Raw genomic sequence first — 24,149 nt, 5'->3', positions numbered from 1 at the left:
TCAGTCGAGCTTGTCACGGGGGGCAGCGGCACGAAACAGCCGATCGTTGATCGCCTCGCCAAGCCCATCGAACGGGATCGGCTCGACAGCGATCGTCGCCGCACCGCTGCGGTCGAGTTCCTGCAAATACGCGAACAGATTGCTTGCGGCTTCGCGCAAATCGCCTGACGCGGACAGGTTGCGCAAGGCGGCCGCCGCTTGCCAGCCTTCGGCGCGGTCGCCACCAAAGGCCAGCAAGGCCTCGCCTTCAGCCACACTCTGTGCATCGAGCCGCACCGATGCGCGCGGCGCATAATGCGACGCCAGCATGCCGGGCGCCTCAATGCCGGCTGTCGCGCCGCGCTGCAGCTTAATGCCGGTGACGGCCTCGATATCGGCGGCAGCGATGCCGCCTGGCCTCAGCAGCCGCACGCTGTTGCCTTCGACCTTGACGATGGTCGATTCCAGCCCGACCGGGGTGGCGCCGCCATCGACCACCAGCCGGATTTTGGCGCCGAGATCGGCCGCCACGGCTTGCGCTGTCGTCGCGCTTATCTTGCCCGAAGAGTTCGCGCTGGGCGCGGCCAGCGGCCGGCCGAGCCTGGCGATCAGCTCTCCGCCGAAGCCCCTCGGCATGCGCAGCGCGATCGTGTCCAGCCCGGCGGTGACCAGCGGATGGATGCCGTTGCCGGGTTGGAGCGGCAGCACCAGCGTCAGCGGCCCCGGCCAGAACGCCTCGGCCAGCCGTTTCGACAGCGGATCGAAGGCCGCAATGCGCTCTGCCATCGCCAGATCGGCGACATGGGCAATCAGCGGGTTGAAGCGCGGCCGGCCCTTGGCTTCGAAGATGCGGGCGACGCCGACGCCATTGGTCGCGTCGCTGGCCAGTCCATAGACGGTCTCCGTCGGGATGGCGACCACGTCGCCGCCCTCAAGCAGCGCCAACGCCTGCTCCATCGCTTCGCCGACGGATAGTATCTCAGCCACTCGCTTCACCTCACAGGCACCGGACCTAAAGCGCGTCGCGCTGAACCGGATTCATGCGACGCGCTTTAGGTCTTTGTTTTGATGCATGTCGTTCTCTCAAAACCGGGGCCACTTTTGAGCGACATGCATTAGAGCGGTTCAGCTGTTCGCTTAAACGCTCTAAGTATTTGTTTTTGCGGAATTCCGGACGGAAAACCGCTACTCACTTTTCCTGGAATTGCTCTAATACGGCAGTGGTTTTCGGGCAAGCCGGCGTTGGCGAATTATCAATGCCTAAAATGCTATGTTTCCCTGCAAGCCGGCATCAATCCACTCGGGTTAAGGCTACTTGGGTTAGGGCTGGCGGCTTGTTGGGCAAGGGGACGGTTTCGATGTCGATGCGTGTGCTTGGAGCGCTTGGTTTCACCCTGGCGGCGATGACCGGTGGGGCGCACGCCTCGTCGATCGTCTTTCTCGGCGTCTCGACCTCGACGCCATCGGTCATCAAGGTTGGCGGATCCGAACCGGTCAGGACCGCCTCGACGCCATCGATCGTCGCGCTCGGCGATGCCCAGCCCGATGTGACTTATGAAAAGGTCGCGGCGATCCCCGAAAAGCCTAGGCAGGATCCGATGATCATTCGCGGCGGCATCGTCGGCGGCGCCTTCGCCGCGCCGGCTCCGGCCAGGGCGAGCGCCGCGGCGCCGGCAACTGAGCCGACGGCAGAGACCGCACCAGCCGGAACTGCAACGGCATCGAACGGCAAGCCCGAGTCGCAACCGGCAGCGCCGCAGCCGGCAACAACACCGCAGCAGCCGATCGAGGGCGTCGGCAAAGCCGAGTAGGCCATTCAGCCAAAACAGTCGGCCAAGACAGTCGGCCGATCCATGCCGCTTGACGCCAATCGACAGCCCGGCGCACGATCGGCTTGGCGGCGGCGGCCCCAATTTCGCCAATCGGGTTTGGCATGAGCGCGCCGGGTTCTAGAAGAGCGAGGGGTTATCATGAACATGACGAAATCTTTGACTATTGCCGGCCTGTTGCTGGCGTCACCTATAGGTGTCGGCGGCGCGCAGGCCGGTGACGAGCTAGGGTCCTACGTCGCGCGCATTTCCGATCGCGACCACCATGCCAGCGACGGCTATGAGCTGAGCAGCGCAGCACAGATGGTGCGGCAGGACCGCGCCAACTGGCACAAGTTCCACCGGCGCGATGCCGACGACCAGGGCGATGACTGGTTCCGCAGCAACGATGATCGCGCGTATCTGGAACGCATGCTGAAGCGCGGTGGCGCGATGAGCTCCTCGACACGGAACGCCATCGTCAATGGCGAGCCGCTGATCCAGGTCGACGTCTATTCAGACAGCGTGCGTGTCAGCATTTTGGAGGATTGACTTCGTCAACCTCGGGAGGACTGACGGAGACTGACACGTTGGTTCCGGACAAGAAGGGCGGCGTGCGAGCGCCGCCCTTGTCGTCGCCGTATTCGGGCTTATCTGCCCTTTAGCCAGCTATCCTGGAAAAATCCGCGACCTGATCGGTGGCCGTGCGGATGCGAGCCAGCAGCGCCAGGCGGTTGGCGCGCACGGCCTGGTCCTCATCATTCACGAGAACGCGTTCAAAGAATGAATCAACCGGTTCACGCAACACGCTAAGCGCCAGCATGGCGGCGGAAAAGTCTTCGTTTTGAATCGCTTCGCCGGCTTCTCTCTCCGCCTGATTCACCGCTGCAAACAGCGATTTCTCGGCCTCCTCGCGAAACAGCGCCGGCTCAACGGTTTCGGCGATGGCCGTTTTCTTCTTCTCCTCGGCGGCCAGAATGTTGGCCGCCCGCTTGGCGCCCGCGAGCAGGTTCTTGCCGTCCTCGGTGTCGAGGAAGGACCCCAGAGCTTCGACGCGGCGCACGATCTGCAGGAGGTCGTCCGAGTGCGATTGGCCGATCTCCCCCCTTGTGGGGGAGATGCCCGGCAGGGCAGAGGGGGGCGCGCCAGAATGAGAGGTCGGCGGGACAGCGCCCCCCTCTGTCGGCTTCGCCGCCCCCACAAGGGGGGAGATTGGCGCGCTTCCACCACCTGCCAGCACGGCGTCAATGAGATCATGCCGAGCGCCCTGGTCGCGGAGATAGACTTTCAGGCGGTCGTGGAAGAAGGCGAGGAGGTCGGGGCCAAAGGCCCGTCCAGCCTTAGACGCGAGATAACTCGCCGTTTGATAGGCACTATCGAAGAGCGATGTCAGCGGCAGTGAGATCCCATTCTCGATCAGGATCCTCACCACGCCCAGTGCGGCCCTTCTCAGCGCGTAAGGGTCCTTAGACCCCGTCGGCTTTTCATCAATGGCCCAGAAGCCGACCAGCGTATCGATTTTGTCGGCCAGCGCGACGGCAATCGACACCGGATTGGTCGGCACGCTATCCGACGGACCTTGCGGCTTGTAGTGCTCCTCAATCGCCGCGGCCACGGACGGATGCTCGCCCTGCAGCAGCGCGTATTTGCGCCCCATGGCGCCTTGCAGTTCCGGAAACTCGCCCACTGCTTCGGTCGTGAGGTCAGCTTTGGCCAGCACAGCGGCGCGAGCGGCGCGCGCGGTAATCTCCCCCCTTGAGGGGGAGATGTCGCCGAAGGCGACAGAGGGGGTCGTCTCGCGTGGAGTGCCAACTCCCTCTTTCTTCGAGAGACCGGACGGCGTCGCGGCAGCCGAAGCGACCCCCTCTGGCCTGCCGGCCATCTCCCCCTCAAGGGGGGAGATCGACTGCGCCACTGTTGGCGCCAGCTCCTGCGCCAGCCGCTTGATCCGCTCCACCCGATCGCCTTGCGTACCGAGCTTGGCGTGAAAGGTGACATTGAGATGGTCGAGGCGGGCCATGCGCTGGTCGAGCGGCTTTTTCAGATCGAGCCCGAATTTCTTCGCCGACGCCTCGAGCTGCTCCAGATCCGGCAGATCGCCCTGGTCGGTCTTCCAGAAATACAGCGCGTCCGACAGGCGGGCACGCACCACCTTGCCGTTGCCGTGCGCGACCTCCTTGCCGCCGTCCTTGGCCTCGATGTTGGCGGTGAGGATGAAGCGGTTGGAGAGGTTTTCGCCGTCGCCCTGCGGCCGGGTGACAAAGCATTTCTGATTGGCGCGGATGGTCAGCCGGACCACTTCTGGCGGTATGGCAAGAAAGGCCTGCTCGAATTCGCCCATCAGCACCACCGGCCATTCGACCAGGCCCGACACTTCTTCCAACAACCCTTCGTCCTCGACCAGATCGAGCCCGTTGGCGAAGGCGAGGTTGCGGGCGTCGGCAAGGATGATCTCCTTGCGGCGGTCGCCATCGAGCACGACCTTGGCCGCTTCCAGCTTGGTCACGTAATCGTCGAAGCGGCGCACGGTGATTTCTCCCGGCGCCATGAAACGATGGCCGTAGGTGATATTGCCCGAGCGGATGCCATCGATCTCGAAATCGACCACCACCGGCTCCTCGGTCTCCGGGCCGAAGGTGCACAGAATCGTCTGCAGCGGCCGCACCCAGCGTAGCGAACCGGGCTTGGCTGAAGCCGGCCCCCAGCGCATCGATGTCGGCCAGGGGAAGCCGCGAATGATGGCCGGCACCAGTTCGGCGATGATTTCTTCCGCCGCCCTGCCCGGCTTCGAAATATGGGCGACGTAGAAATCGCCCTTCTTCGGATCGGAATGAACATGCGCCTCGGCAACCGAGGCAAGGCCTGCCTTGCGCAGAAAACCCTGCACCGCCTGTTCCGGCGCCGTCGTCGACGGCCCCTTGATCTCCTCGTGGATATCCTTCGAGCGCGCGGTCAGGCCCCTGACATCGAGCGCCAGGCGCCGCGGCGTCCAGTATTCGCGCGCGGCGTCATAGGTCAGACCCGCCTCGACCAGACCGTCGGTCAGCATCTTCCTGAGATCGCCCGCCGCCTTGCGCTGCATACGGGCGGGGATTTCCTCGGAGCGAAGTTCTAAGAGCAGGTCTGGCATGGTTAAGCTCCCACCCTCCCCTTGATGGGGAGGGTCGGCGCGTGGCGCCGGGGTGGGGTGGCGACCTCTCAGCCGCCGATACCTTCGGCACCATCGCGCAAACGCAGGTGTGATTTTCGTTCTTCCACCGCCGCATAGATCGTATCGAGCACGGAATCCAGTTCGTTTTTGATTTCATGGTTCCAGAAGCGAATGACGCGGTAGCCTTGGCTCTCGAACCATTTCGTTCGACGCTCGTCATGGCGCAGCTGGTCATCGAAGCTGTGATGGGCACCGTCCACCTCAATGATCAGCTTCAGCCGGTGGGAGATGAAATCAGGGAAGTAAACGCCTACTCGCCTGCCTGCGAAAATGAGTGCCTTCTACTGGAATGCGCCACAGATGCCGCCACAGGATGCGTTCCTCGTCGGTCATCGCCGCGCGAAGCCTTTGCGCAGACTGCAGCTTGAATCGATCGAGTTTTGGCATGGAACGTCGCGCTGTCACCCCCACCCGCCGCTTCGCGGCGACCTCCCCCATCTAGGGGGAGGTAAGAGGGCATAGCAACTCGGCTGACCGCTGTTTCCAGGAATTTTGACCGCCCCTGTCGGGCCGCAACCAGCCCGCCCGTCCTTGGATCAAAGATTTCCATGAACCAAACGCAGCGCTGAAGCGACCAACGCTCAGGCAGGGACCTATTGGCTGAACGACCATGAAAACGGCATCGAGACTTCTCCAGATCATCGCGCTCAGCGCCTGTTTCGCCGCGCAGGTGCATGGCGCCTTCTCGATGCCGGGTGTGCGGCAGGCTATGCGGACCATGGCGGGATCGTCTGGCCAGTTCTCGGCGCCAATCAACATTTCCCCCGAAATGATGAAGTGAGCCTGAACCTCAGGCGGCGAGCCCGCCGGCCTGGGTCTGCAAAAATGCCTCGCCGCAGGCTTTCGCCAGATTGCGCACCCGCAGGATGTAGCTCTGCCGCTCGGTCACCGAAATCACGCCGCGCGCGTCGAGCAGGTTGAAGACGTGGCTGGCCTTGATGCACTGGTCATAGGCCGGGAAGACCATGCGGTGCATCTGCAGATTGTCGTTCGAAGCCGGGGCGCCGGCCGCGAGCAGCGCCTTGCATTCGGCTTCGGCGTCCTCGAAATGCCTGAGCAGCATGGCGGTGTTGGCATATTCGAAGTTGTGCCTGGAATATTCCTGCTCGGCCTGCAGGAAGACATCGCCATAGGTGACTTTTTCGGCGCCTTCTCGGCCATTGAAGTTGAGGTCGTAGACATTGTCGACGCCCTGCACATACATGGCCAGCCGCTCCAGGCCGTAGGTCAGTTCTCCCGCCACCGGCGCGCATTCGATGCCGCAGACCTGCTGGAAATACGTGAACTGCGACACTTCCATGCCGTCGCACCAGCACTCCCAGCCGAGCCCCCAGGCGCCAAGCGTCGGGCTTGCCCAGTCGTCCTCGACGAAGCGAATGTCGTGCAGCAACGGATCGACGCCGATCGCCTTGAGCGAGCCGAGATAGAGTTCCTGCAGGTTCGGCGGGTTGGGCTTCAGGATCACCTGGTACTGGTAATAATGCTGCAGCCGGTTGGGGTTTTCGCCGTAGCGGCCGTCCTTGGGCCGGCGCGAGGGCTGGACGTAGGCGGCGTTCCAGCCCTTGGGCCCGAGCGCGCGCAGCGTGGTGGCCGGATGGAAGGTGCCGGCGCCGACTTCCATGTCGTAAGGCTGCAGGATGACGCAGCCATAGGCGGCCCAGTAATTGTGCAGGGTCAGGATCAGCCCCTGGAACGAGCGGCTGGGATGCATATGGGCTGGACTGTCTGACGTCACGGCGGCCTCGGAAAGCGCGAAAAAGAAGACATTCCCTAGTTGCCGGGCCGGTAGGCGTCAAGGCAGCGCCTATGGCCGCCTTGATGAGAGGTTGAACGCTTTGCTTCGGACTGGCCCATTGCCGGACGGTGCCGGTGGCCGTTTGCTCGCCCAGCTTCAACGACAAAGGTTCAGCCATGCAAGGCCAGTTCACCGTACGCCCCGTCACCCGAGAGGATTACGAGCAATGGCTGCCGCTGTGGGACGGCTACAATGCGTTTTACGGCCGCTCGGGCGAGACCGCCCTGCCCGGTGACATCACTGCAATGACATGGTCGCGCTTCTTCGATGCCTATGAGCCGATGCATGCGCTGGTCGCCGAGAGCGAAGGCAAGCTTCTCGGCCTTGTCCACTATCTCTACCACCGCACCACGACGGCGATTTCGCCGAACTGCTATCTGCAGGATCTCTTCACCAATGAGGCGTCGCGCGGCAAGGGCGTCGGCCGGGCACTGATCGAAGACGTCTATACCAGGGCGCAAACCGCAGGCTCCAGCCGCGTCTACTGGCTGACACACGAAACCAACCACACGGCGATAAAGCTCTACGACAAGATCGGCGATCTCTCGGGGTTCGTCGTCTACCGAAAGCTGTTCTAGAATGAGCGCCAACGCTGGGTCTGCGCCGCGTCGCTTCGCTCCTTGCTCCGCCATAGAATGACGATCCCGATAGGGCGTCTCTATCTCTTTGTTTCTGTCGCAATTCCGAACGGAAAACCGCGCACACTTTCCTGGAATTGCTCTAAAACACCAAACCGAAAAAACGGGGCTCAGCGAGCCCCGTTTCATCAGAATATGGCCCGATCACCCCTTCGGCGCTGGCGGGGTGGCCGGCTTGACCTTCGGGGTTTCCTGCGCCGTGTTGGATTCGATCGGCGGCAAGCCCTTCATCAGCTTCTGCTGCAAAATGGCAAGCACATCGGGATCCGGCTTCAGGTCGCGCGCCTGATTCCACTGGAAAGTGGCTTCGAGCTTGCGGCCGACGCGCCAATAGGCATCGCCGAGATGGTCGTTGAGCACCGGATCTTCCGGCTTGAGCGACACGGCGCGCTCCATTTCGCGCACGGCGTCGTCGAACCGGCCCATGCGGAAATAGGCCCAGCCCAGCGAATCGACAATGTAGCCGTCGCTCGGCCTGAGGTCGACGGCCTTCTGGATCATCGCCAGGCCTTCCTTGAGGTTCATGTTCATGTCGACCCAGGAATAGCCGAGATAGTTCAGCACCTGCGGCTGGTCGGGGAACAGTTCCAGCGCCTTGAGGAAGTTCGGTTCGGCCTTGGGCCATTCCTTCAGCCGCTCATAGGCGATGCCGCGCTGATAGTAGATGTTCCAGTTGGCATTGGTCGGCGTCTTCAGCACCGCGACCGCCTTGTCGTAGAGAGTGGCGGCGGAGCGGAAATCCTCCTTCGACGCATAGACCCCGCCCAGCGCCAGATAGGCGCGCATGTCATCGGGGTGAGCTTCGACGAATGCCTTGAGATGGGCGATCGCCTCATCGTGACGGTTGAGATCGGCAAGGTTGAGGCCGAGCTGCAGGTCGGAAAGCTCCTTCAGCGGCGAGGAGGCTGGAATGCGGCTATAGAGCGCAATGGCGCCTTCGCCGTCCTTCAGCTGCTCCGCAACGGCGGCAAGCTGCACCAAAGCGGCGTCGCTGTCGGGCTTGAGCGCGAGCGCATATTGCAGATAGAGGCGCACGAACGGCTCGCCGCCGCCGCGATTGAGCGCGATGGCGAGGTCGAGCAGGATTTCAGCGGCGCCTTCGGAGGGACTGGCGACGAAAGGCTCGATCTTGTCGCCCTTGCTGATCCTGTCGCGAAGCGCCTGGATGTCGAGCTTGCCGGGCGCGAACGCCTCGGCCTTGTCGAGCACGTAGAGCGCCTTGTTCTTGTTGCCCTTGCGCGCCAGGAAAGACGCGTAGGCCTGGGCGTTGCGCATCCATGTCTCGGGCGCGGCACCGCCGGCCGTGACGTCGGTCAGGGTCGCGTCATAAAGCGCGTCGGCCTTATCCGACAGGCCTGCGGCATCGGCGATCAGCGCGCGGTGGAAGGACTTGAACAGGCCGAACCAGTCAGGCCCCTGCAGTTTGTCGATCGAGGCCATCGCCCCGGTGGGGTCGCCGGCGCCCGCTTGTGCCCAGCCGGACATGACGCCGGAAATCAGCCGGTCGAGATCGGATTCGAGCGACAGCTTGAGCCAGTACTGCGCCTTGGTGAAATCCTTCTTGTGGAAGGAATCGACCGCCAGAGCCAGACGCGAGAAGCGCTCGACGTCGGGAACTGCCTTGAGCTTGTCGGCATAGACCAGCAATTCCTCGAAGCGGCCTTGCGCGATCAGCGACAGCATCAGGCTTTGCTGCAGTGAGGTGTCGCCGGGATTGAAGGCGAGCGCCTGCTTGTAATAAGCGATGGCATTGTCGAGGTCGTTGTCGCCTTCGGCGATGCGGGCGGCGAGATAGGCGCCCGAGAAGGAGGTGATCTTGACCGGGTCGGTCGATTCCTTGGCGTAGGCAGGCAGCGGAGAAATCGCCATCCCTGCCACAATTGCCAGCCCCGCGAGCCAGCGCGCACGTCCTTGCCGCATCGTATCCCTTTCAGCCAAGCGCCATCCCGCGTCGGCGCGGAGAAGCCATAGACTCGATGTTTCCTGACAAAGCATGGCCTTTTTGGGGTCAGGCTTCAATCCGGGCCGAATTCACAATCGGGTCACCCGATTAACAAACCATGGCGACGCAGACACTATCGGTTCCGACAATAGCAGATCGGGGTTGGGAGCTACAGCCTGACATCGCGATATCCGCCTGCCGCGACAGTGCTGCACAGGCCGGCCCACTCGCAACCCTGGCAGGCCTCACGCGTCACGCCGGCTGCAAAGGCGGCGCGCAAGCCGGCAAGCGTTGCCGCGTCGAGGCTGAAGCGGACGCCGGCCCGGATCGGCCGGGTCAGCAGCTTGCCGACATCGCGTGCTGCCAGCTCGTCCCGGCCGGCGGCGCTTTCGCGCAAGCAGTGGGGCTGCGCCCCGCCGAGCAGCGGCTGGCAGATGTCGTCGGGGCCGGAGACGATCAGAATATCCTCGCCCCGGCCCAGACGTTTCGCGATCACGTCATAGTTGGCGACGAAGGCTGCGCTGTACCCTTCGCCGATATAGGTCAGCAGGCAAAGAAGATGGTGGGAGCGCAGCCGGACGGTCATCGGTCAGGACGCACCAGCGGAGCCTGTTCCATCCCGATGGTATCGGGATGGGGCTCCATCTCTTTGTTTGAGCATGATCTCTTCCGAAAACCGGACTCCACTTTTCGGGATCATGCTCCTGCCGGGTCCGCCTTGTTGCTCCAAAACAGCTTGAGCGTCGCGGCGCCGAGCGCCGATTTCAGCAGGCCGCCGACGAGGAAGGGCAAGAAGCCGAAGGCGATGGCCTGTTCGAGGCCGATCATGAGGGCGAGCCAGGCCGTGCCGAGAACCAGGCAGGCGAGGTTGCCGAGGACCATGCCGGCGAAGGCGAGCAGCACGCGGTTGCCGTTCCAGCCGCGCTCGGCCAGCCAGCCGACGAGCGCGCCGACAAGCGGGAAGGCGAAGAGATAACCGGCGGTCGGCCCGGCAAAATGCTGGATGCCGGCAGCTCCGCCCGACAGCACCGGCAAACCCACAGCGCCCTCGACGAGCCATGCGGCGATGGTGATCGCGCCGAGCCGCCAGCCGTAGAGCGCGCCCACCAGCGTCACCGCAAAGGTCTGCATGTTCATTGGAACCGGCAGCATCGGCACTTCCATGTAGGAGGCGAGCGCAATGGACAGCGTGCCGATGACGATGGCCGCGGCTTGCCAGGCATACGAGCGGGTTTGCAGGCGCAACGGGCTGAAGGAGGGCTTGGAGGGCGAAAAGGCGATGTCGGTCATGGCGGCTTCCCTGGCTGGTTTGAATTATAGATAATTTTGTTGTTCGATCTATTATCGAATCCATATTTGCGCGGGAATGGCAACCCTCGCCCCTAAAAAGGCTTGGGCTTGCGTGTCGAATAAAGGACATTTGGAAAGGCTGGCGGGACAGCACCCCCCTCTGGCCTGCCGGCCATCTCCCCCGCAAGTGGGGAGATCGGATGTCGCCTTTGCTTTCGCCAATGGCCGACGTTGCAGGACTAACGCAACGGCAAAGCTGTTGATCTCCCCCCTTGCGGGGGAGATGTCCGGCAGGACAGAGGGGGTGTGAAGGATCGCTACGCGCGGAATCCGACGACTTGTCCCTTCGTCCCTACCCGACGATGGCAAACGCTTCGCGCATCTTGCCCGACGCGGTCTTGACCGGTTTCTGGCCGATCCACTGAACGTGCCGGCCAAGCGTGGCCGCGGCCGATTCGGTGTTGCCTTGCCGCAGCGCGCTCAGGATCGCGCGATGATCCTGGTCGGTGCGGATTTCCCATTCCGAGCGCCAGGCGGCGAACAGGAAGCGGGCGCTTGCGGCGTGCAAATCGTCGATGGTGGCGATGAGCCGCGGCATGCCGCAGGGCGCCAGGATCAGCCGGTGGAAGGTGCGGTTGGCCTCCTCCCAAGAGCGGACATCGCGGGATTTGTCGCCGGCCTTTGTGGCTTCTTCGGCAAGGTTGAGAATGGAAGCCGTCAGATGCGGCGCGGCATGGCGCAGCGCCAGCACTTCGAGGGCTGCCCGCATTTCGGCGACTTCCCTTACCTCGCCGAGATCGAAAGCGGCGACGCGCACGCCCCGCCTGGGCTCACTGACCGCCAGCCCTTGCGCCTCCAGGCGCCGGAAGGCTTCGCGCACCGGGACATGGCTGGTCTGGAATTCCTCGGCGATGTGATCCTGCCGCAGCCGGGCGCCGGGTTCGATCGCGCCCGATATGATGCGATCCGCCAGCACCTTGCTGATGCGCACGGCGATGGTGTCGTCTGCGGTCTTTGCCATGTTTTATAGATAATTTGCACTGCTGCCGATTGTCGAGCGGTGATTGCCCGATTTTGCGTGCAAACTTGCTTTGGCGCCAGGCGCGGGTCAGTTCACCCGGCTGATGCAGAAGTCGATGACGTCGATGAGCGCCGATTTCTGCGGCGTCGCCTCCAGCGGTGCCAGCGCATCGCGGGCGATCTCGCCGAAATGGCGGGCCCGTCCGATGGTGTCGGCAATGGCGCCATGGCGGGTCATCAGGCCGATCGCCTTTTCCAGGCCGGCATCGTCGGTGACATTGTCCTCGATGGCGCGCTTCCAGAAGGTGCGCTCGGCCTTGGTGCCGCGCCGGTAGGCGAGGATGACCGGCAGTGTAACCTTGCCTTCGCGGAAATCGTCGCCGACATTCTTGCCCAGCTCCTGGCTGGAGCCGCCATAATCCAGCGCATCGTCGATGAGCTGGAAGGCAAGGCCGAGATTCATGCCGTAGGAGCGCAAGGCGGCGCGATCGTTGCGCGTCGCCGATGCGATGACCGGGCCGACCTCGGCGGCAGCCGAGAACAGCGCCGCGGTCTTGGCCTTGATGACGGCGAAATGCTCGTCCTCGGTGGTATCGAGGTTCTTGGCGGCCGCCAGCTGCATCACCTCGCCCTCGGCGATGATCGAGGCGGCGCTGGACAGGATGTCGAGCGCTTCCAGCGAACCGACATCGACCATCATGCGAAAAGCCTGGCCGAGCAGGAAATCGCCGACCAGCACGCTCGCCTGGTTGCCCCAGATCATGCGGGCAGTCTTTTTGCCGCGCCGCATGCCGCTCTCGTCGACGACGTCGTCATGGAGCAGCGTGGCGGTGTGCATGAACTCGACCGCGGTGGCGAGCTTGACGTGGCCCTCGCCGGAATAGCCGAACATCTGGGCCGCCGCGAGCGTCAGCATGGGACGCAGCCTTTTGCCGCCCGACGAGATCAGATGATTGGCGACCTCCGGGATCATCTCGACGTCGGAGCCGGCCTTGGACAGGATCAGTTTGTTGACGCGCCCCATATCGGCTGCTGTCAGGTCGATGAGATCCTTGATGGAGGCGGGTTCCCGCTTCCCGTTTTCGATGTTGAGAACGACACCCACCAACAAACACTCCCGTCTTTGATCACGCGTGCGACGGCACCCTGGTCCCGCCTGGGACTCTAGGGCGGCACATACGGGCACGGCAAGAGGCGAATTGGCGCGGCTGCGGTGACGGCGTGTCAACCTTAGCGACCGCATGCCGTTGCCCGAAAACCGCTCCACACTTTTCGGCGCCATGCTCCAGCGTTTACATCAACGCTGCAACCTGCGAACTTCGTCCGATGATAGAACTCGTGCGCACCAACGATGCCGTGATCATCTCCTTTGTCGAATCGCTGATGCGCGATGCCGGGATTGCCTGCTTCGTCGCCGACCAGAACATGAGCATTCTCGAAGGGTCGATCGGTCTTTTGCAGAAGCGCGTCATGGTCGATGCCGACCAGGCCGATCAGGCGCGGCGCATCTTGAAAGACGCCGGCATCGAGAACGAAATCCGCCAGACATAATGGCTGAAGCGAGCGCGCTTACCAGCGATACGCCGGCCCATACGGTCGATGCCTTCCATCGCGGCCGCTTCTGGCTGGTCCAGCCCAGGACAGGGCATCGCGCCGGGATGGATGCCATGATGCTGGCGGCAGCAGTTCCATCCGGCTTTGCTGGACGCCTCGCCGATTTCGGCGCCGGCGCCGGTGCGGCGGGTCTTGCCGTGCTGTCGCGCTGCCCAGAGGCGCAGGTCGTGCTCGTCGAACGGTCGACCGAGATGGCAGGCTTCGCCACAACCACGCTCGCCCATCCCGGCAATGCGCATCTCGGCAATCGCGCCTCGGTGCTGACCGCCGACGTCACGCTGTCGGGCCGGGCGCGGACGCAAGCCGGCCTTGCCGACAATTCCTTCGATTTCGTCATCATGAACCCGCCCTTCAACGCGGCGCAGGACCGCGCCACGCCAGATCCGCTGCGGCGGCAAGCGCATGTCATGGACGACGGGCTGTTCGAGAGCTGGATCCGAAGTGCGGCTGCCGTCGCCAAGCCGCGCGGGGGCCTGGCCGTCATTGCGCGGCCGGAACAGCTTGGCGACCTCCTCCATGCGCTGTCGGGCCGCTTCGGCGACGCCGAGATGCTGGCCGTGCATCCGCGCCCGGAAGCAGCCGCAATCCGCATTGTCGTTAGGGCAGCGCTCGGCGCGCGCGGCAAGCTGTCGATCCGCCCGCCTTTGATGCTGCATGGGCAAACGGGCGACGGCCCGTCGGAACGAACCGAGATGATCAACAACGGACTGGCGTCGCTGTTTGGCGATTGATTTGGGCCCGTCAGTGTCGTTGCCGCAAAACCGGCACACAGTTGGCTGAGATGGATTGCAGCATTGCCGTTGACCGGCAAATCCCTACATGCGTTGAAGCCATTTGGAGACAGCCACCTCGTGAACCGCCTTTTCAACCGCCTGCTGCCGAAATCCTGGCGATCCAGCGTCGTCACCATTCCCGTCATCAGGCTGCATGGCACCATCATGGCCGGCGGCGGCCCGTTCCGGCCGAGCCTCTCCTTGGCGTCCACCGCCGCCCTCATCGAAAAGGCGTTCCTGTTCGATGCGCCCGCCGTCGCCATTTCGATCAATTCGCCTGGCGGCTCGCCGGTGCAGTCGCGGCTGATCTTCAAGCGCATCCGTGACCTCGCGGTCGAGAAGAACAAGAAGGTGCTGGTCTTCGTCGAGGATGTGGCGGCCTCGGGCGGCTACATGATCGCGGTCGCCGGCGACGAGATCTTTGCCGATCCGTCCTCCATCGTCGGTTCGATTGGTGTCGTCTCGGCCTCGTTCGGCTTTCCCGAGTTGATGAAGAAGATCGGTGTCGAGCGCCGTGTCCACACCGCCGGCCAGAACAAGGCGGTGCTCGACCCGTTCAAGCCGGAGAAGAGGGAAGACGTCGAGCGCCTGAAGGCGCTGCAGCTGGAAGTGCACGAGACCTTCATCGACCTGGTCAGGGAACGCCGTGGCACCAAGCTGAAGGACGATCCGGACCTGTTCACCGGCCTGTTCTGGACCGGCAAGAAAGGGCTGGAGCTTGGCCTCGTCGATGCGTTGAGCGACATGCGCACGGTACTGAAAACCCGCTTCGGCGCGAAAACCCAGCTCAGGCTGGTCACCGCGCCGCGTGGCCTGTTTGGCCGCATCGGCCTGTTCGGCTCGAACTTTTCAGCGCCCGATATTGCCGCCGCCGCCGCAAGCGGCGTGATCGATGCGGCGGAAGAGCGCGCATTGTGGGCTCGCTTCGGGCTTTGAAAAAGCAGGGAAAGCGTCTAGCATGAGGGCTTGACAGTCTGCCTTGCCGCCTTGCGAGGGAGGAGCTTTGAAATGCCACAGATCATTTTCTTCGCAGTTGTCGGCGCAGCCGCTTATTTCGGCTACCGCACCTTCGTCCGCGAGGCCGAACGTGTGACCGCCAAGGTGCGGCGCACCGAAAAGCAGGCAGCCAACGGCACCAACGGCACGCTGGTCCAGGATCCCAAGACCGGCGAATACCGCCTGGCCAAGGACTGAGCATCATCCCGTCAGCAGCCGACAGTTTGGATGCCGCAGCCCGGACGTGGCTTGCGCCCGCCAAGATAAATCTGGCGCTGCACGTCAGCGGCAGGCGCGCCGACGGGTATCATCTGCTCGAGAGCCTGGTCGTTTTCACCCGCTTCGGCGACAGGGTCGAGATCGAGCCTGCCGACGCCGACCGGTTCTCCGTATCGGGCCGTTACGCGACTTCCGTGCCGATCGACGACAGCAATCTGGTGGTGAAGGCGCGCGAGGCGCTGCGCAGGCAGGCCGGCCAGCAGAGCACGCCGCCGGTTGCCATCCGGCTGGAAAAGAACCTGCCGGTCGCATCCGGGGTCGGCGGCGGCTCGAGCGACGCGGCGGCGGTATTGCAGGGTCTTGTCCGGACCTGGGGGCTCGACATCGGCGAGGCCGAACTGAGCCGGATCGGTCTCACGCTCGGCGCCGACGTGCCGATGTGTCTTGCGGCAAAACCGCTGGTTGCGCGTGGCGTCGGCGACGAGCTGTCGCTGGTGCCGGATTTTCCGGCGCTCGCTTTGGTGCTGGTCAATCCCGGCGTCGCCGTCTCGACGCCCGATGTGTTCAATGCACTTGAAAAACGCGACAATGAAGGACTGCCGCCGCTGCCGCGCGGTTTCGATTTCCACGGCGTCCGCAATTGGCTGGAGATCACCCGCAACGATCTTGAGGAACCGGCGCAAGCAATACAGCCGCCCATCGGCAGAGCGCTTTCCCTGCTGAACAGGGCCGGATCTGGATTCTCGCGCATGTCGGGCTCCGGCGCGACATGCTTCGGGCTGTTCGAGACCGGCAATGTCGCCAAGCGCGCCGCCGCCGAGATCCGCAGCCGCGAACCGGAGTGGTTTGTCGCCGCGACACGAAGCATCGCTTCAGAGGGGGCCGATGACCAAAATTGACGAAAGCCGCCTGTTCATCCCGGTGCGCATCGCGGTGCTGACGGTGTCCGATACGCGCAGCCTTGCCGACGACAAATCCGGCCAGACGCTGGCTGATCGCATCGCCGAGGCCGGCCATGTCCTGGCCGCGCGCGACATCGTCACCGACGACCGGGAGAAAATCCGCGACAAGGTGCTGGGCTGGTCGCGCGACGAAGACATCGATGTCGTCATCACCACCGGCGGCACCGGTTTTACCGGCCGCGACGTGACGCCGGAGGCGCTGGAGCCGATCTTCGAGAAGCGCATGGATGGCTTTTCCGAAGTGTTCCACCGCATTTCCTACGACAAGATCGGCACCTCGACAGTGCAGAGCCGAGCGACGGGCGGCGTCGTCAACGCCACCTTCGTCTTCGTGCTGCCGGGCTCGCCCGGCGCCTGCAAGGACGCCTGGGACGGCATCCTGAAACCGCAGCTCGACTACCGCCACATGCCCTGCAACTTCGTCGAGATCATGCCGCGCCTGGACGAGCATTTGCGGCGCGGCAAGGCCGCCTCGTAAACCAAGGCAAAGCCGGCCAAGTGCTGCCTTTGTCAGGCAGAATGGCGGCTGCGCCTTCGAGAGGTCATTTCCTCCGGGTCGTCGGGCGGATAGTCTGTCGCCAAGTCAAGACGGAAGAGATCCAATGAGCGCGCACCGCGGCGGCTGCCATTGCGGCAACATCCACCTGACCTTCGAAACCGGAATTGAGCCGTCCGAGATGGAGATCCGCGCCTGCCAGTGCGCGTTCTGTGTCCGGCATGGTTCGCGCGCCGCCGCCGATCCGCAGGGGCGATTGATCGTCGCGGTCGAGGACGAGGCCCGGCTGCACCGATACCGGTTCGGATTGCGCACCGCCGATTATCTCATCTGCCGGGACTGCGGCGTCTATGTCGCTGCTGTGACCACCGACGGCGAACCGAGAGCGATCGTCATCGTCAATGCGCTGGATGACCGGCCGCGGTTCAACCGCGAGCCGGTCCCAATGGACTATGATGCCGAGAACAAAGAGGGTCGCATTGCCCGGCGGCAAGCGCGCTGGATGCCGGTCGAGATCCGCTCCGGCCTCAGCGGATGACCGGTTCGCCGTGGAAGCGGCGGCGCGAGGGCGGCGAGACGCCGAAGCCGACCTCCATCATCAGCCGTGGCGTGGTGGACGGCACGGTGCCCATGTGGAAGCCGAACGGGTCCTCGACGAAGCCGAGGCCGGCCTCGCCGGTCAGCGTGACCGGGCTGTCGTCGCCATAGACCTTGAGCACGTCTTGCGCCGGATGGCCGACCAGCAGCGTCAACTGGTGCTTGAGGCTGCGCCTGTTGTGGCTGCCTTTGACATAGACATGCGGGCCGGTGCCGGCATCGCAGGGCTTGAGATAGAAGAAGAATTTCAGCATCCGCCAGTCGTCGAGATCGAAATGATATTTGCCGAGCGAGGCAAGGTTCTTGTCGGCGTCGGAAGCCTCGCCGGTCGGAAAGCTCCACCAGACACGCGTGGTGATCAGCTTTGCCTGCCCGCCCAGATAGTGCTGGGCGATGTCGAGCAGCAGCGGGTCGTTCTGGATGGCGAGTGCCGCCTTGCAGCCGAGGATGCGCTCGAAATAGTGTCCGCTGAGCAAAGAGCGGCCGAACCGCTTCTCGGCTTCTGCGTGTTCTCCGGGCATGAATTCGAGCCGGCGGTCGAAATTGCCGAAGCACGGCGTGCTCTGAGCAAAGCTGGCGATCTCTTCGTGGATTGCCTGCGGAAGGACCAGTCCGGAGAACAGGCCATCGGCGCGCAGCGCCGCGACGATCGACTTGAGGTCGACGCCCCTGAACATCGTCGCTCCGGCACTCTGCGCGGGGCGCGCGGCTTTGGCGCCAAGCCAGTGCAGCTTGCGCGCCGGCATGGTGCGGGCAAGCACGAACATCGGCAGCCATGCGGGATTTTCGCGCAGGTCGGACAGATAGGTCGGGATACGCACCGCGATGCGGCGGAGCAGGCTGCCGTTGCGGGCAATGGCCTCTAGACTGGGGGCGCCGGATTTGTCGGGGGACGAAAGGTTCATCGGGGTCCTCAGATATGAACGGCAGCAACGACGACGCGGCGCTTGCTTACCGCTCCGGCACTACCCAAACCCGATATCCCGCATCAACGGAATGCTAATCCCGCGTCAGCTTTTGTGCAATGCACAATAGGTTTTTGCGGCGAAAAAGCCGGACGGCGCAGCGGACAGTGTCAATTCCGGGGGGGACGCCGACGCTGCCCCTCATCCGCCCTTCGGGCACCCTTCTCCCTGGGAACGGGGAGAAGGGAGAAACATCACTTCTTCGGCGCCAGCCAGATTTCGGCGTCGAGCCGCCTGGTGGCGAGACCGCGCGCAAGGGCTTCGGCGCTGTGCGCGTTCTTCGACAGGGCAGCGGCCTGGCGCTTGCTGATGACCAGCCCTTCGGCCAGCGCCCGGTTGCCCGAAAACACCCGTGACAGGAACGGCGTGCGGCTGCCGCGCGCACGGGAAAAGCGCGCCGGCATGGTTTGCCGCGCCGTGTGAGCGACGACGTCGTCGATCCAGCCGTCGGCCAGCCTTGCGCCGGGTTCCAGAAACAGCAGCCAGTCACCCTTCGCCTGCCTGATTCCCGCGGCAATGCCGCCGGCCACGAAGTGGCAGCCGGCATGATCGGCAACCCGATGCGTCTGGTCGGTCGAGCCGGTGTCGCAGACGATGACATCGCGCACCACGCCCTCGACCGCGCCGCCGATCAACGAGGCGAGCGTGCGGGCAAGGCCTTCTTCGTCATCCCGGGTTTCGATGAGAACGCTGAGCATTTTTAGCCGAATAGCGGAAAGCCCGGCGCAGCGCCAGTTTCGCATGGCCCAACGAAAAAGTTCTTGCTTTGTTCTCATCCGGGAAATAGGATTATTTTCATGAACAGAGCAATTCGACAGCCAGCCGACAGTCCTTGGGAAAGGGCAAAAATGGAACATATCGTGCGTGCGGACATTGCTGCTTTCGGAGCAGGGCGAGCCGAGATGGCCAATGCGATGATCGATCAGAGCGGCATGCGCGTCCGGCCGGATCGCAACCGCGGCCGTTCCGCGGGCATCAACCCATCCGGCCGGTTCGAGCCGGTCAGCCGGCATGTGTTCGACGACGGCTGGAATTCGCTGGAGGAATTGCCGCCGTTCAAGACCGAAGTGCAGGTCGAGAAGCCGCGCACCATCATCACCCGCAACAAATCGCCCGACATTTCCTTCGACCGCTCGATCAACCCCTATCGCGGCTGCGAGCATGGCTGTGTCTATTGTTTCGCCCGGCCGGCGCATTCCTTCATGGGCCTGTCGCCGGGGCTGGATTTCGAAGCGAAGCTGTTTGCCAAGCCGGATGCGGCGCGGCTGCTCGACAAGGAACTGTCGAAGGATGGCTATCAGCCGCGCACCATCGCCATCGGCACCAACACTGATCCCTACCAGCCGATCGAGAAACAATACCGGATCATGCGCGAGATCCTCGAAGTGCTGGAGGCGCGCGGCCATCCGGTCGGCATCGTCACCAAATCCCATCTGGTGACGCGCGACATCGACATCTTGTCGCGCATGGCCGAACGGGGCTTGGCCAAGGTGGCGCTGTCGGTGACAACGATGGACCGCATGCTGGCGCGCACCATGGAGCCACGCGCGTCGACGCCGACCAAGCGGCTTGAGGCGATCCGGCAGCTTTCCGATGCCGGCATCCCGGCCTCTGTCATGGTGGCGCCGATCATTCCCGGCCTGACCGACCAGGAGATGGAGCGCATCCTCAATTCGGCACGCGCCGCAGGCGCCCGCGAGGCCGGCTATGTCATCCTGCGCCTGCCGCTCGAGGTGGCGCCGATCTTCAAGGACTGGCTGCTGCGCCATTATCCCGACCGCTACCGGCACGTGATGTCGCTGATCCGTTCGATGCGCGACGGCAAGGACTATGATTCGGAATGGGGCAAGCGGATGAAAGGCGCCGGCCCCTATGCCTGGCAGATCGGCCGGCGCTTCGAGATCACGGCCAAGCGGCTCGGCCTCAACGCCGAGCGGCGCACGCTCCGAACCGACCAGTTTGTCGCCGCCGCCAAGGCGACCGAGCAGCTGATGCTGCTCTGAGAGTAGCGCCTGCCCTGCCCTCGTGGCTGTCAGGCGACCCAAGAATCCCGTCCGGCCTGTCCCCCGGCCTGCAGACGGTGCCCTCCCGGTCTTGCCCCACTCGACCCTGGAGGGACTTGCGGAGAATCGGAGCCGATGCGAACCTCGCCGCAACATGGCTCGCGCACGTTCCGATTCTCCGCTTCTTTTCGAAATCGTCGAAAAGCCCGACTTCTCCTTCGAGACGAAGGCGATGGCCGAAGGCCTGTGGCCGGTGGCAGGCATGGACGAGGCCGGCCGCGGTCCGCTGGCGGGGCCGGTGGTGGCGGCGGCGGTGATCCTCGATCCCGCCAACATTCCCGACGGGCTAGACGATTCCAAACGGCTCAACCATTTGCAACGCGAGGCGCTGTTCCTGAAAATCCTGGGGTCAGCGCTCGGCGTGTCGATCGCCTCGGTCAGCGCCGAAGGCATTGACGGCAGCAACATCCTCAAGGCCAGCCTGGAAGCCATGCGCCGCGCCCTTGCCGGCCTGCCGATCCAGGCGAAGCTGGCGCTGGCCGATGGCCGCGATGTACCGCCGGGCCTCCTCTGCGAAGGCCGCGCGCTGATCAAGGGCGACCAGCGCTCGCAATCGATCGCCGCCGCCTCGATCGTCGCCAAGGTGATGCGCGACCGCATGATGTGCGGCTGCGGCAGCCATCACGAGCGCTACGGGTTCGAGGTCCATATGGGCTACGCCACCGTGCGGCACCGCACCGCGATCGAAGCGCATGGGCCGGTGGCAAGGCTGCACCGGGCATCATTCGCGCCGTTCAGGCTGGGTGGGGTTGAGGTGGTGGAAGAAGAAGGGTTTGTCGGGTTGGACAGCTAATCTCCCCCCTTGAGGGGGAGATGGCCGGCAGGCCAGAGGGGGGTCGCCGCGCGTCAAGCGCCAGCCCTTCTTCGCAGCAGAATGCGTCGCGCCCGGTCGAACGGACCCCCTCTGTCGCCTTTGGCGACATCTCCCCCTCGAGGGGGGAGATCAGGCGCACCACCGCCTTCGCCAATCTCCGTCGCCGCTCAACAAAAAAGCCGCCAGGTTGCCCGGGCGGCTTGATGTCAGCGAGTTAACCCCGCTCAGTTCAGCCTGGCCTTCACGTCCTGCAGCGCGGACTTGAAAAGATCCGCGCCGGCCTTGGCGTCGATCTTGCCGGCAAGCAGCGTGCGGGCCGCCTCGACGGCGATGTCGACGGCGCTGGCGCGCACTTCGGCGACGGCTTCGCGCTCTGCCTGGCCGATCTTCTGCTCGGCAAGCGCGGTGCGGCGGGTGACATAGTCTTCGGTCTTCTTGTGCGCCTCGGCGGCAAGCATGTCGGCTTCGCGCTTGGCGGCAGCGACGATGGCTGCGGCCTCCTGCTCGGCTTCCTTGCGCTTCTTCTGGTATTGGCCGAGCAGTTGCTGGGCCTCTTCGCGCAACCGGCGGGCTTCATCGAGCTCCTTGCGGATCCGGCTGGCACGGCCATCCAAGGAGGCGCCGAGCTTTTTCGGGACGCCGGCCCAGATCAGCACACCGAGAAACACCAGCAGTGCAATGAAAACCCACAGTGTAGCTAGACTGGTAGCATTCATTGTCGACTCACTTTGCAAGTGCGGCCTTCACGGCCTGCTCGATCTCGGATTTTGTAGCAGCACCGGTGGCGAAGTATTTCAGGATCGCATCGGTCGTATCGATGGCAATCGCGCTCACTCCGGACATCGCCTTCGTCTTCGCCGCAACGATGGCCGTTTCCGCTTCCGCCAGTTTGGCGGCAACGGAAGCCTCGGCCTCGGCGCGCTTGGCATCTGCTTCGGCCTTCGCAGCGTTGCTTGCCTTCTGGGCAATCGCCGATGCGTTGTTGCGTGCCTCAGCCAAAGCCTGTTCATAAGCGGCCGCCATCGCATCGCTCTCGTTCTTGAGGCGATTGGCTTCGTCTATGTCCGACGCCAGCCGGTCGCTGCGCGCGTCGAGAACAGACGCCACGCGGGGCAATGCGATGCGCGACATCAGCAGGTAAAGCAGCCCGAAAGCGATCGCGAGCCACAGGATCTGCGATGGAAAGGTCGAACTGTCGAACGGCGGAAATGCGCCATGGCCTTCGCCATGCGCAACTTCAGTGGTCGCAGTCGCCTCGCCAGCGGCGGGTTGAGTTGCTTCAGTCGTGCTCGCCATTGCGTTCTTTCCCCCTGATAGAGATCATCAAGGGCCAGTCGCCGCCTAACAAGGAGCGGCGAACAGGCTTGGTTGTGACGCCGTCAGACGACGAACAGCAGGAGCAGGGCGACGACGAGCGAGAAGATGCCCAGACCTTCGGCAAGTGCGGCGCCGATCAGGGCGTTTGTGAACTGGCCCTGTGCGGCGGACGGGTTGCGCAGCGCGCCGGCGAGGAAGTTTCCGAAAATCGCGCCAACGCCGATACCAGCGCCACCCATGCCAATGCAGGCAATGCCCGCGCCAATCATCTTTGCAGCTTCAGCGTCCATCTTGTTTCTCCTTGCGATGGGTAATGTTGTCCAAGTCCACTGGGGCGTCCTGCCGCCAGCTTAAGTCTCTAGTGGTGTGGGTGCAGTGCGTCCTTGAGATAGACACAGGCCAGAACCGCGAACACGAAGGCCTGCAGGGCAGCAACAAGGAATTCGAGAGCGGTGATCGCCACCGTCATGAAAAGCGGGCCGATGGCGCCGATCCAGCCACCCACTCCAAGGCTTGCCAGGCTGACGATGAAACCGGCGAAAACCTTGAGCACAATGTGACCGGCAAGCATGTTGCCGAACAGTCGAAGCGACAGGCTGACCGGACGGGCCAGGAACGAGATGATTTCGATGAGCGAAATGAACGGCAGCAGCAGCAGCGGCACGCCATGGGGCACAAAGAGGCCGAAGAATTTCAACCCATGTTTGTACAGGCCGACCGCCAGCACCATCAGGATGATGAACAGGGCCAGCGTGGCGGTGATGACCAGTTGGCTGGTGACGGTGAAGAAATAAGGGATCAGGCCGAGGAAGTTGGTGAACAGCACAAAGGCGAACAGGCAGAAGATGAACGGGAAGAAGGCTTTTCCTTCCTCGCCCAGAACCTGGCGCACGAGATTGTGCACGAACGAGTAGAATTCCTCGGCTACTGACTGCAGCCGGCCGGGAACAAGGGCGCGAGGCGCCGAACCGGCATAGATCAACAGGAAGGTCAGCGCCACGGCGATGAACATGAACAGCGCCGAATTGGTGAAGGCAAATTTCATCTCGCCGATATGGCCGATCTGAAACAGATCCACGATATGAAACTGGTGGATTGGATCAACCCGATCTGCGGTGCCAGCCACGTTTCTCTACCCCAAAATTGGCTCCGCCTGGACGGAGCGGGATTGAACCCTGCTCGAGGACGATTCAATTGTCCTCATCATCGCTATGGCCGGCAGGCAAGTCTTTGCCCATCGGCACATTGGCTTGTGCTGCCTTGGCGACACGAACCATGTTTGTCAAGGCCGCGGCGAAACCACCGAGCAGGAAGATGATCAAAAAGATCGGCAACGATCCAAATAACCAATCTAAACCCCAGCCGATCAGCCCACCCACCAGAACACCAGCGACAAACTCGCTGGCAAACCGGAAGGCCAGGGCAACATTGCCCGCACTGGCCGACTCTTCCCTCTGCTCGTCCGGCTTCTTCCTTGTCGCAAGCGATGCTTCAAGGTTGCGCCGGCGGCGCTCAAGCTCTTCGTCGCGGATGTCGGCTTCATGCTTGCTGCCGCGGCCGGTTTCTCCGGTTCCGTGTGGCCCATTCTTTTCGGCCATCGAACCCCCCTGCCTGGTCAGACCGTATCCGTCCGTCCACTTGTAAAGTCGC

Annotated in this window: 30 protein-coding genes; 13 read left to right on the top strand and 17 right to left on the bottom strand. The window is 63.5% G+C overall.

Going from position 1 to position 24,149, the window contains the following annotated elements; translation table 11 throughout:
- On the bottom strand, positions 1–966 hold the full coding sequence (locus tag AC3EMP_RS13020) for an L-threonylcarbamoyladenylate synthase (protein ID WP_031209625.1): 966 nt from the start codon (positions 964–966) through the stop codon (positions 1–3).
- 371 nt (positions 967–1,337) lie between these two features.
- On the opposite strand from AC3EMP_RS13020, the gene AC3EMP_RS13015 reads away from it, so the two are divergent.
- Both AC3EMP_RS13015 and AC3EMP_RS13010 read left to right on the top strand, forming a co-directional pair.
- Positions 1,338–1,790, top strand: coding sequence for a hypothetical protein (locus AC3EMP_RS13015; protein WP_023684360.1), 453 nt, complete (start codon positions 1,338–1,340; stop codon positions 1,788–1,790).
- Between the two features lie 165 nt (positions 1,791–1,955).
- Entirely contained in the window at positions 1,956–2,339 is a 384-nt protein-coding gene (locus AC3EMP_RS13010) for a hypothetical protein (protein WP_245263941.1), read from the top strand.
- 109 nt (positions 2,340–2,448) lie between these two features.
- Here AC3EMP_RS13010 and glyS read toward each other — a convergent pair whose 3' ends face one another.
- The 3 genes from glyS to AC3EMP_RS12995 all read right to left on the bottom strand — a co-directional run bounded on the left by glyS (position 2,449) and on the right by AC3EMP_RS12995 (position 5,331).
- Positions 2,449–4,917 (bottom strand): glycine--tRNA ligase subunit beta, encoded by a 2,469-nt coding sequence (glyS, locus tag AC3EMP_RS13005; protein WP_352597344.1) that lies wholly within the window; start codon positions 4,915–4,917, stop codon positions 2,449–2,451.
- A 68-nt stretch (positions 4,918–4,985) separates the two neighbouring features.
- A complete protein-coding gene (locus AC3EMP_RS13000) occupies positions 4,986–5,198 on the bottom strand; it encodes an endonuclease domain-containing protein (RefSeq protein ID WP_023731339.1) in 213 nt (70 codons plus the stop codon).
- Between the two features lie 34 nt (positions 5,199–5,232).
- Positions 5,233–5,331, bottom strand: a complete 99-nt coding sequence (locus AC3EMP_RS12995) for a hypothetical protein (protein ID WP_280806621.1) — start codon at positions 5,329–5,331, stop codon at positions 5,233–5,235.
- Between the two features lie 277 nt (positions 5,332–5,608).
- Here AC3EMP_RS12995 and AC3EMP_RS12990 point away from each other — a divergent pair, with 277 nt between their 5' ends.
- A complete protein-coding gene (locus AC3EMP_RS12990; RefSeq protein ID WP_023702047.1) occupies positions 5,609–5,779 on the top strand; it encodes a hypothetical protein in 171 nt (56 codons plus the stop codon).
- Positions 5,780–5,788: 9 nt separating this feature from the next.
- Here AC3EMP_RS12990 and AC3EMP_RS12985 read toward each other — a convergent pair whose 3' ends face one another.
- On the bottom strand, positions 5,789–6,733 hold the full coding sequence (locus tag AC3EMP_RS12985) for a glycine--tRNA ligase subunit alpha (protein ID WP_050589306.1): 945 nt from the start codon (positions 6,731–6,733) through the stop codon (positions 5,789–5,791).
- A 176-nt stretch (positions 6,734–6,909) separates the two neighbouring features.
- On the opposite strand from AC3EMP_RS12985, the gene AC3EMP_RS12980 reads away from it, so the two are divergent.
- Positions 6,910–7,371, top strand: a complete 462-nt coding sequence (locus tag AC3EMP_RS12980) for a GNAT family N-acetyltransferase (RefSeq protein WP_031239423.1) — start codon at positions 6,910–6,912, stop codon at positions 7,369–7,371.
- Between the two features lie 204 nt (positions 7,372–7,575).
- Here AC3EMP_RS12980 and AC3EMP_RS12975 read toward each other — a convergent pair whose 3' ends face one another.
- The 5 genes from AC3EMP_RS12975 to AC3EMP_RS12955 all read right to left on the bottom strand — a co-directional run bounded on the left by AC3EMP_RS12975 (position 7,576) and on the right by AC3EMP_RS12955 (position 12,788).
- Positions 7,576–9,351: a tetratricopeptide repeat protein gene (locus AC3EMP_RS12975; protein ID WP_488494729.1), complete on the bottom strand. Its 1,776-nt coding sequence runs from the start codon at positions 9,349–9,351 to the stop codon at positions 7,576–7,578.
- 191 nt (positions 9,352–9,542) lie between these two features.
- On the bottom strand, positions 9,543–9,959 hold the full coding sequence (locus tag AC3EMP_RS12970; RefSeq protein WP_023684368.1) for a DUF1284 domain-containing protein: 417 nt from the start codon (positions 9,957–9,959) through the stop codon (positions 9,543–9,545).
- Positions 9,960–10,069: 110 nt separating this feature from the next.
- Entirely contained in the window at positions 10,070–10,663 is a 594-nt protein-coding gene (locus AC3EMP_RS12965; RefSeq protein WP_023684369.1) for a biotin transporter BioY, read from the bottom strand.
- A gap of 352 nt (positions 10,664–11,015) precedes the next feature.
- Positions 11,016–11,684, bottom strand: a complete 669-nt coding sequence (locus tag AC3EMP_RS12960) for a GntR family transcriptional regulator (RefSeq protein WP_023687112.1) — start codon at positions 11,682–11,684, stop codon at positions 11,016–11,018.
- Between the two features lie 87 nt (positions 11,685–11,771).
- Positions 11,772–12,788, bottom strand: a complete 1,017-nt coding sequence (locus tag AC3EMP_RS12955; RefSeq protein WP_023668471.1) for a polyprenyl synthetase family protein — start codon at positions 12,786–12,788, stop codon at positions 11,772–11,774.
- 221 nt (positions 12,789–13,009) lie between these two features.
- Between AC3EMP_RS12955 and AC3EMP_RS12950 the strand changes: the two genes are divergently transcribed.
- The 7 genes from AC3EMP_RS12950 to AC3EMP_RS12920 all read left to right on the top strand — a co-directional run bounded on the left by AC3EMP_RS12950 (position 13,010) and on the right by AC3EMP_RS12920 (position 17,281).
- Positions 13,010–13,234 (top strand): putative signal transducing protein, encoded by a 225-nt coding sequence (locus AC3EMP_RS12950; protein ID WP_023692106.1) that lies wholly within the window; start codon positions 13,010–13,012, stop codon positions 13,232–13,234.
- Positions 13,234–14,028, top strand: a complete 795-nt coding sequence (locus AC3EMP_RS12945) for a tRNA1(Val) (adenine(37)-N6)-methyltransferase (protein ID WP_023702056.1) — start codon at positions 13,234–13,236, stop codon at positions 14,026–14,028. Before AC3EMP_RS12950 ends, AC3EMP_RS12945 begins: the two co-directional genes overlap by 1 nt.
- A 120-nt stretch (positions 14,029–14,148) precedes the next feature.
- Positions 14,149–15,006 carry a S49 family peptidase gene (locus AC3EMP_RS12940; RefSeq protein ID WP_023702057.1) on the top strand — a complete coding sequence of 286 codons (858 nt, stop codon included), beginning with the start codon at positions 14,149–14,151 and terminating at the stop codon, positions 15,004–15,006.
- A gap of 72 nt (positions 15,007–15,078) precedes the next feature.
- Entirely contained in the window at positions 15,079–15,264 is a 186-nt protein-coding gene (locus AC3EMP_RS12935; RefSeq protein ID WP_023668475.1) for a membrane protein, read from the top strand.
- Positions 15,265–15,290: 26 nt separating this feature from the next.
- Positions 15,291–16,184, top strand: coding sequence for a 4-(cytidine 5'-diphospho)-2-C-methyl-D-erythritol kinase (locus AC3EMP_RS12930; RefSeq protein WP_023709896.1), 894 nt, complete (start codon positions 15,291–15,293; stop codon positions 16,182–16,184).
- Entirely contained in the window at positions 16,171–16,725 is a 555-nt protein-coding gene (gene moaB, locus AC3EMP_RS12925; RefSeq protein WP_023726394.1) for a molybdenum cofactor biosynthesis protein B, read from the top strand. The genes AC3EMP_RS12930 and moaB overlap by 14 nt, the downstream gene beginning before the upstream one ends.
- Before the next feature lie 124 nt (positions 16,726–16,849).
- Positions 16,850–17,281 (top strand): GFA family protein, encoded by a 432-nt coding sequence (locus AC3EMP_RS12920; RefSeq protein WP_023726393.1) that lies wholly within the window; start codon positions 16,850–16,852, stop codon positions 17,279–17,281.
- Here the strand turns inward: AC3EMP_RS12920 and AC3EMP_RS12915 are convergent.
- Positions 17,271–18,245 carry a hypothetical protein gene (locus AC3EMP_RS12915; protein WP_023726392.1) on the bottom strand — a complete coding sequence of 325 codons (975 nt, stop codon included), beginning with the start codon at positions 18,243–18,245 and terminating at the stop codon, positions 17,271–17,273. The two genes, AC3EMP_RS12920 and AC3EMP_RS12915, sit on opposite strands and share 11 nt — an antisense overlap.
- Before the next feature lie 254 nt (positions 18,246–18,499).
- Positions 18,500–19,003, bottom strand: a complete 504-nt coding sequence (locus tag AC3EMP_RS12910; RefSeq protein WP_352711091.1) for a glycosyltransferase — start codon at positions 19,001–19,003, stop codon at positions 18,500–18,502.
- 150 nt (positions 19,004–19,153) lie between these two features.
- On the opposite strand from AC3EMP_RS12910, the gene AC3EMP_RS12905 reads away from it, so the two are divergent.
- Both AC3EMP_RS12905 and rnhB read left to right on the top strand, forming a co-directional pair.
- Complete coding sequence (locus AC3EMP_RS12905) at positions 19,154–20,308, top strand: PA0069 family radical SAM protein (protein ID WP_488494623.1); 1,155 nt, start codon at positions 19,154–19,156, stop codon at positions 20,306–20,308.
- 154 nt (positions 20,309–20,462) lie between these two features.
- Positions 20,463–21,161 carry a ribonuclease HII gene (gene rnhB, locus AC3EMP_RS12900; protein WP_023692112.1) on the top strand — a complete coding sequence of 233 codons (699 nt, stop codon included), beginning with the start codon at positions 20,463–20,465 and terminating at the stop codon, positions 21,159–21,161.
- 245 nt (positions 21,162–21,406) lie between these two features.
- On the opposite strand, the gene AC3EMP_RS12895 is transcribed toward rnhB, so the two are convergent.
- The 5 genes from AC3EMP_RS12895 to AC3EMP_RS12875 form a co-directional block, all read right to left on the bottom strand.
- Positions 21,407–21,898 carry a F0F1 ATP synthase subunit B gene (locus AC3EMP_RS12895; RefSeq protein WP_027050065.1) on the bottom strand — a complete coding sequence of 164 codons (492 nt, stop codon included), beginning with the start codon at positions 21,896–21,898 and terminating at the stop codon, positions 21,407–21,409.
- Positions 21,899–21,905: 7 nt separating this feature from the next.
- On the bottom strand, positions 21,906–22,478 hold the full coding sequence (locus AC3EMP_RS12890; RefSeq protein ID WP_352711088.1) for a F0F1 ATP synthase subunit B: 573 nt from the start codon (positions 22,476–22,478) through the stop codon (positions 21,906–21,908).
- Between the two features lie 83 nt (positions 22,479–22,561).
- Positions 22,562–22,789, bottom strand: coding sequence for a F0F1 ATP synthase subunit C (locus tag AC3EMP_RS12885; protein ID WP_027050067.1), 228 nt, complete (start codon positions 22,787–22,789; stop codon positions 22,562–22,564).
- A 68-nt stretch (positions 22,790–22,857) separates the two neighbouring features.
- Entirely contained in the window at positions 22,858–23,625 is a 768-nt protein-coding gene (locus AC3EMP_RS12880) for a F0F1 ATP synthase subunit A (RefSeq protein WP_027050068.1), read from the bottom strand.
- A gap of 64 nt (positions 23,626–23,689) precedes the next feature.
- Positions 23,690–24,097, bottom strand: a complete 408-nt coding sequence (locus AC3EMP_RS12875) for an AtpZ/AtpI family protein (protein ID WP_033001056.1) — start codon at positions 24,095–24,097, stop codon at positions 23,690–23,692.
- Positions 24,098–24,149: the final 52 nt, after the last annotated feature.

Source organism: Mesorhizobium sp. P160219 (assembly GCF_057786095.1).
This window is presented reverse-complemented; position numbering and strand designations above follow the sequence as displayed.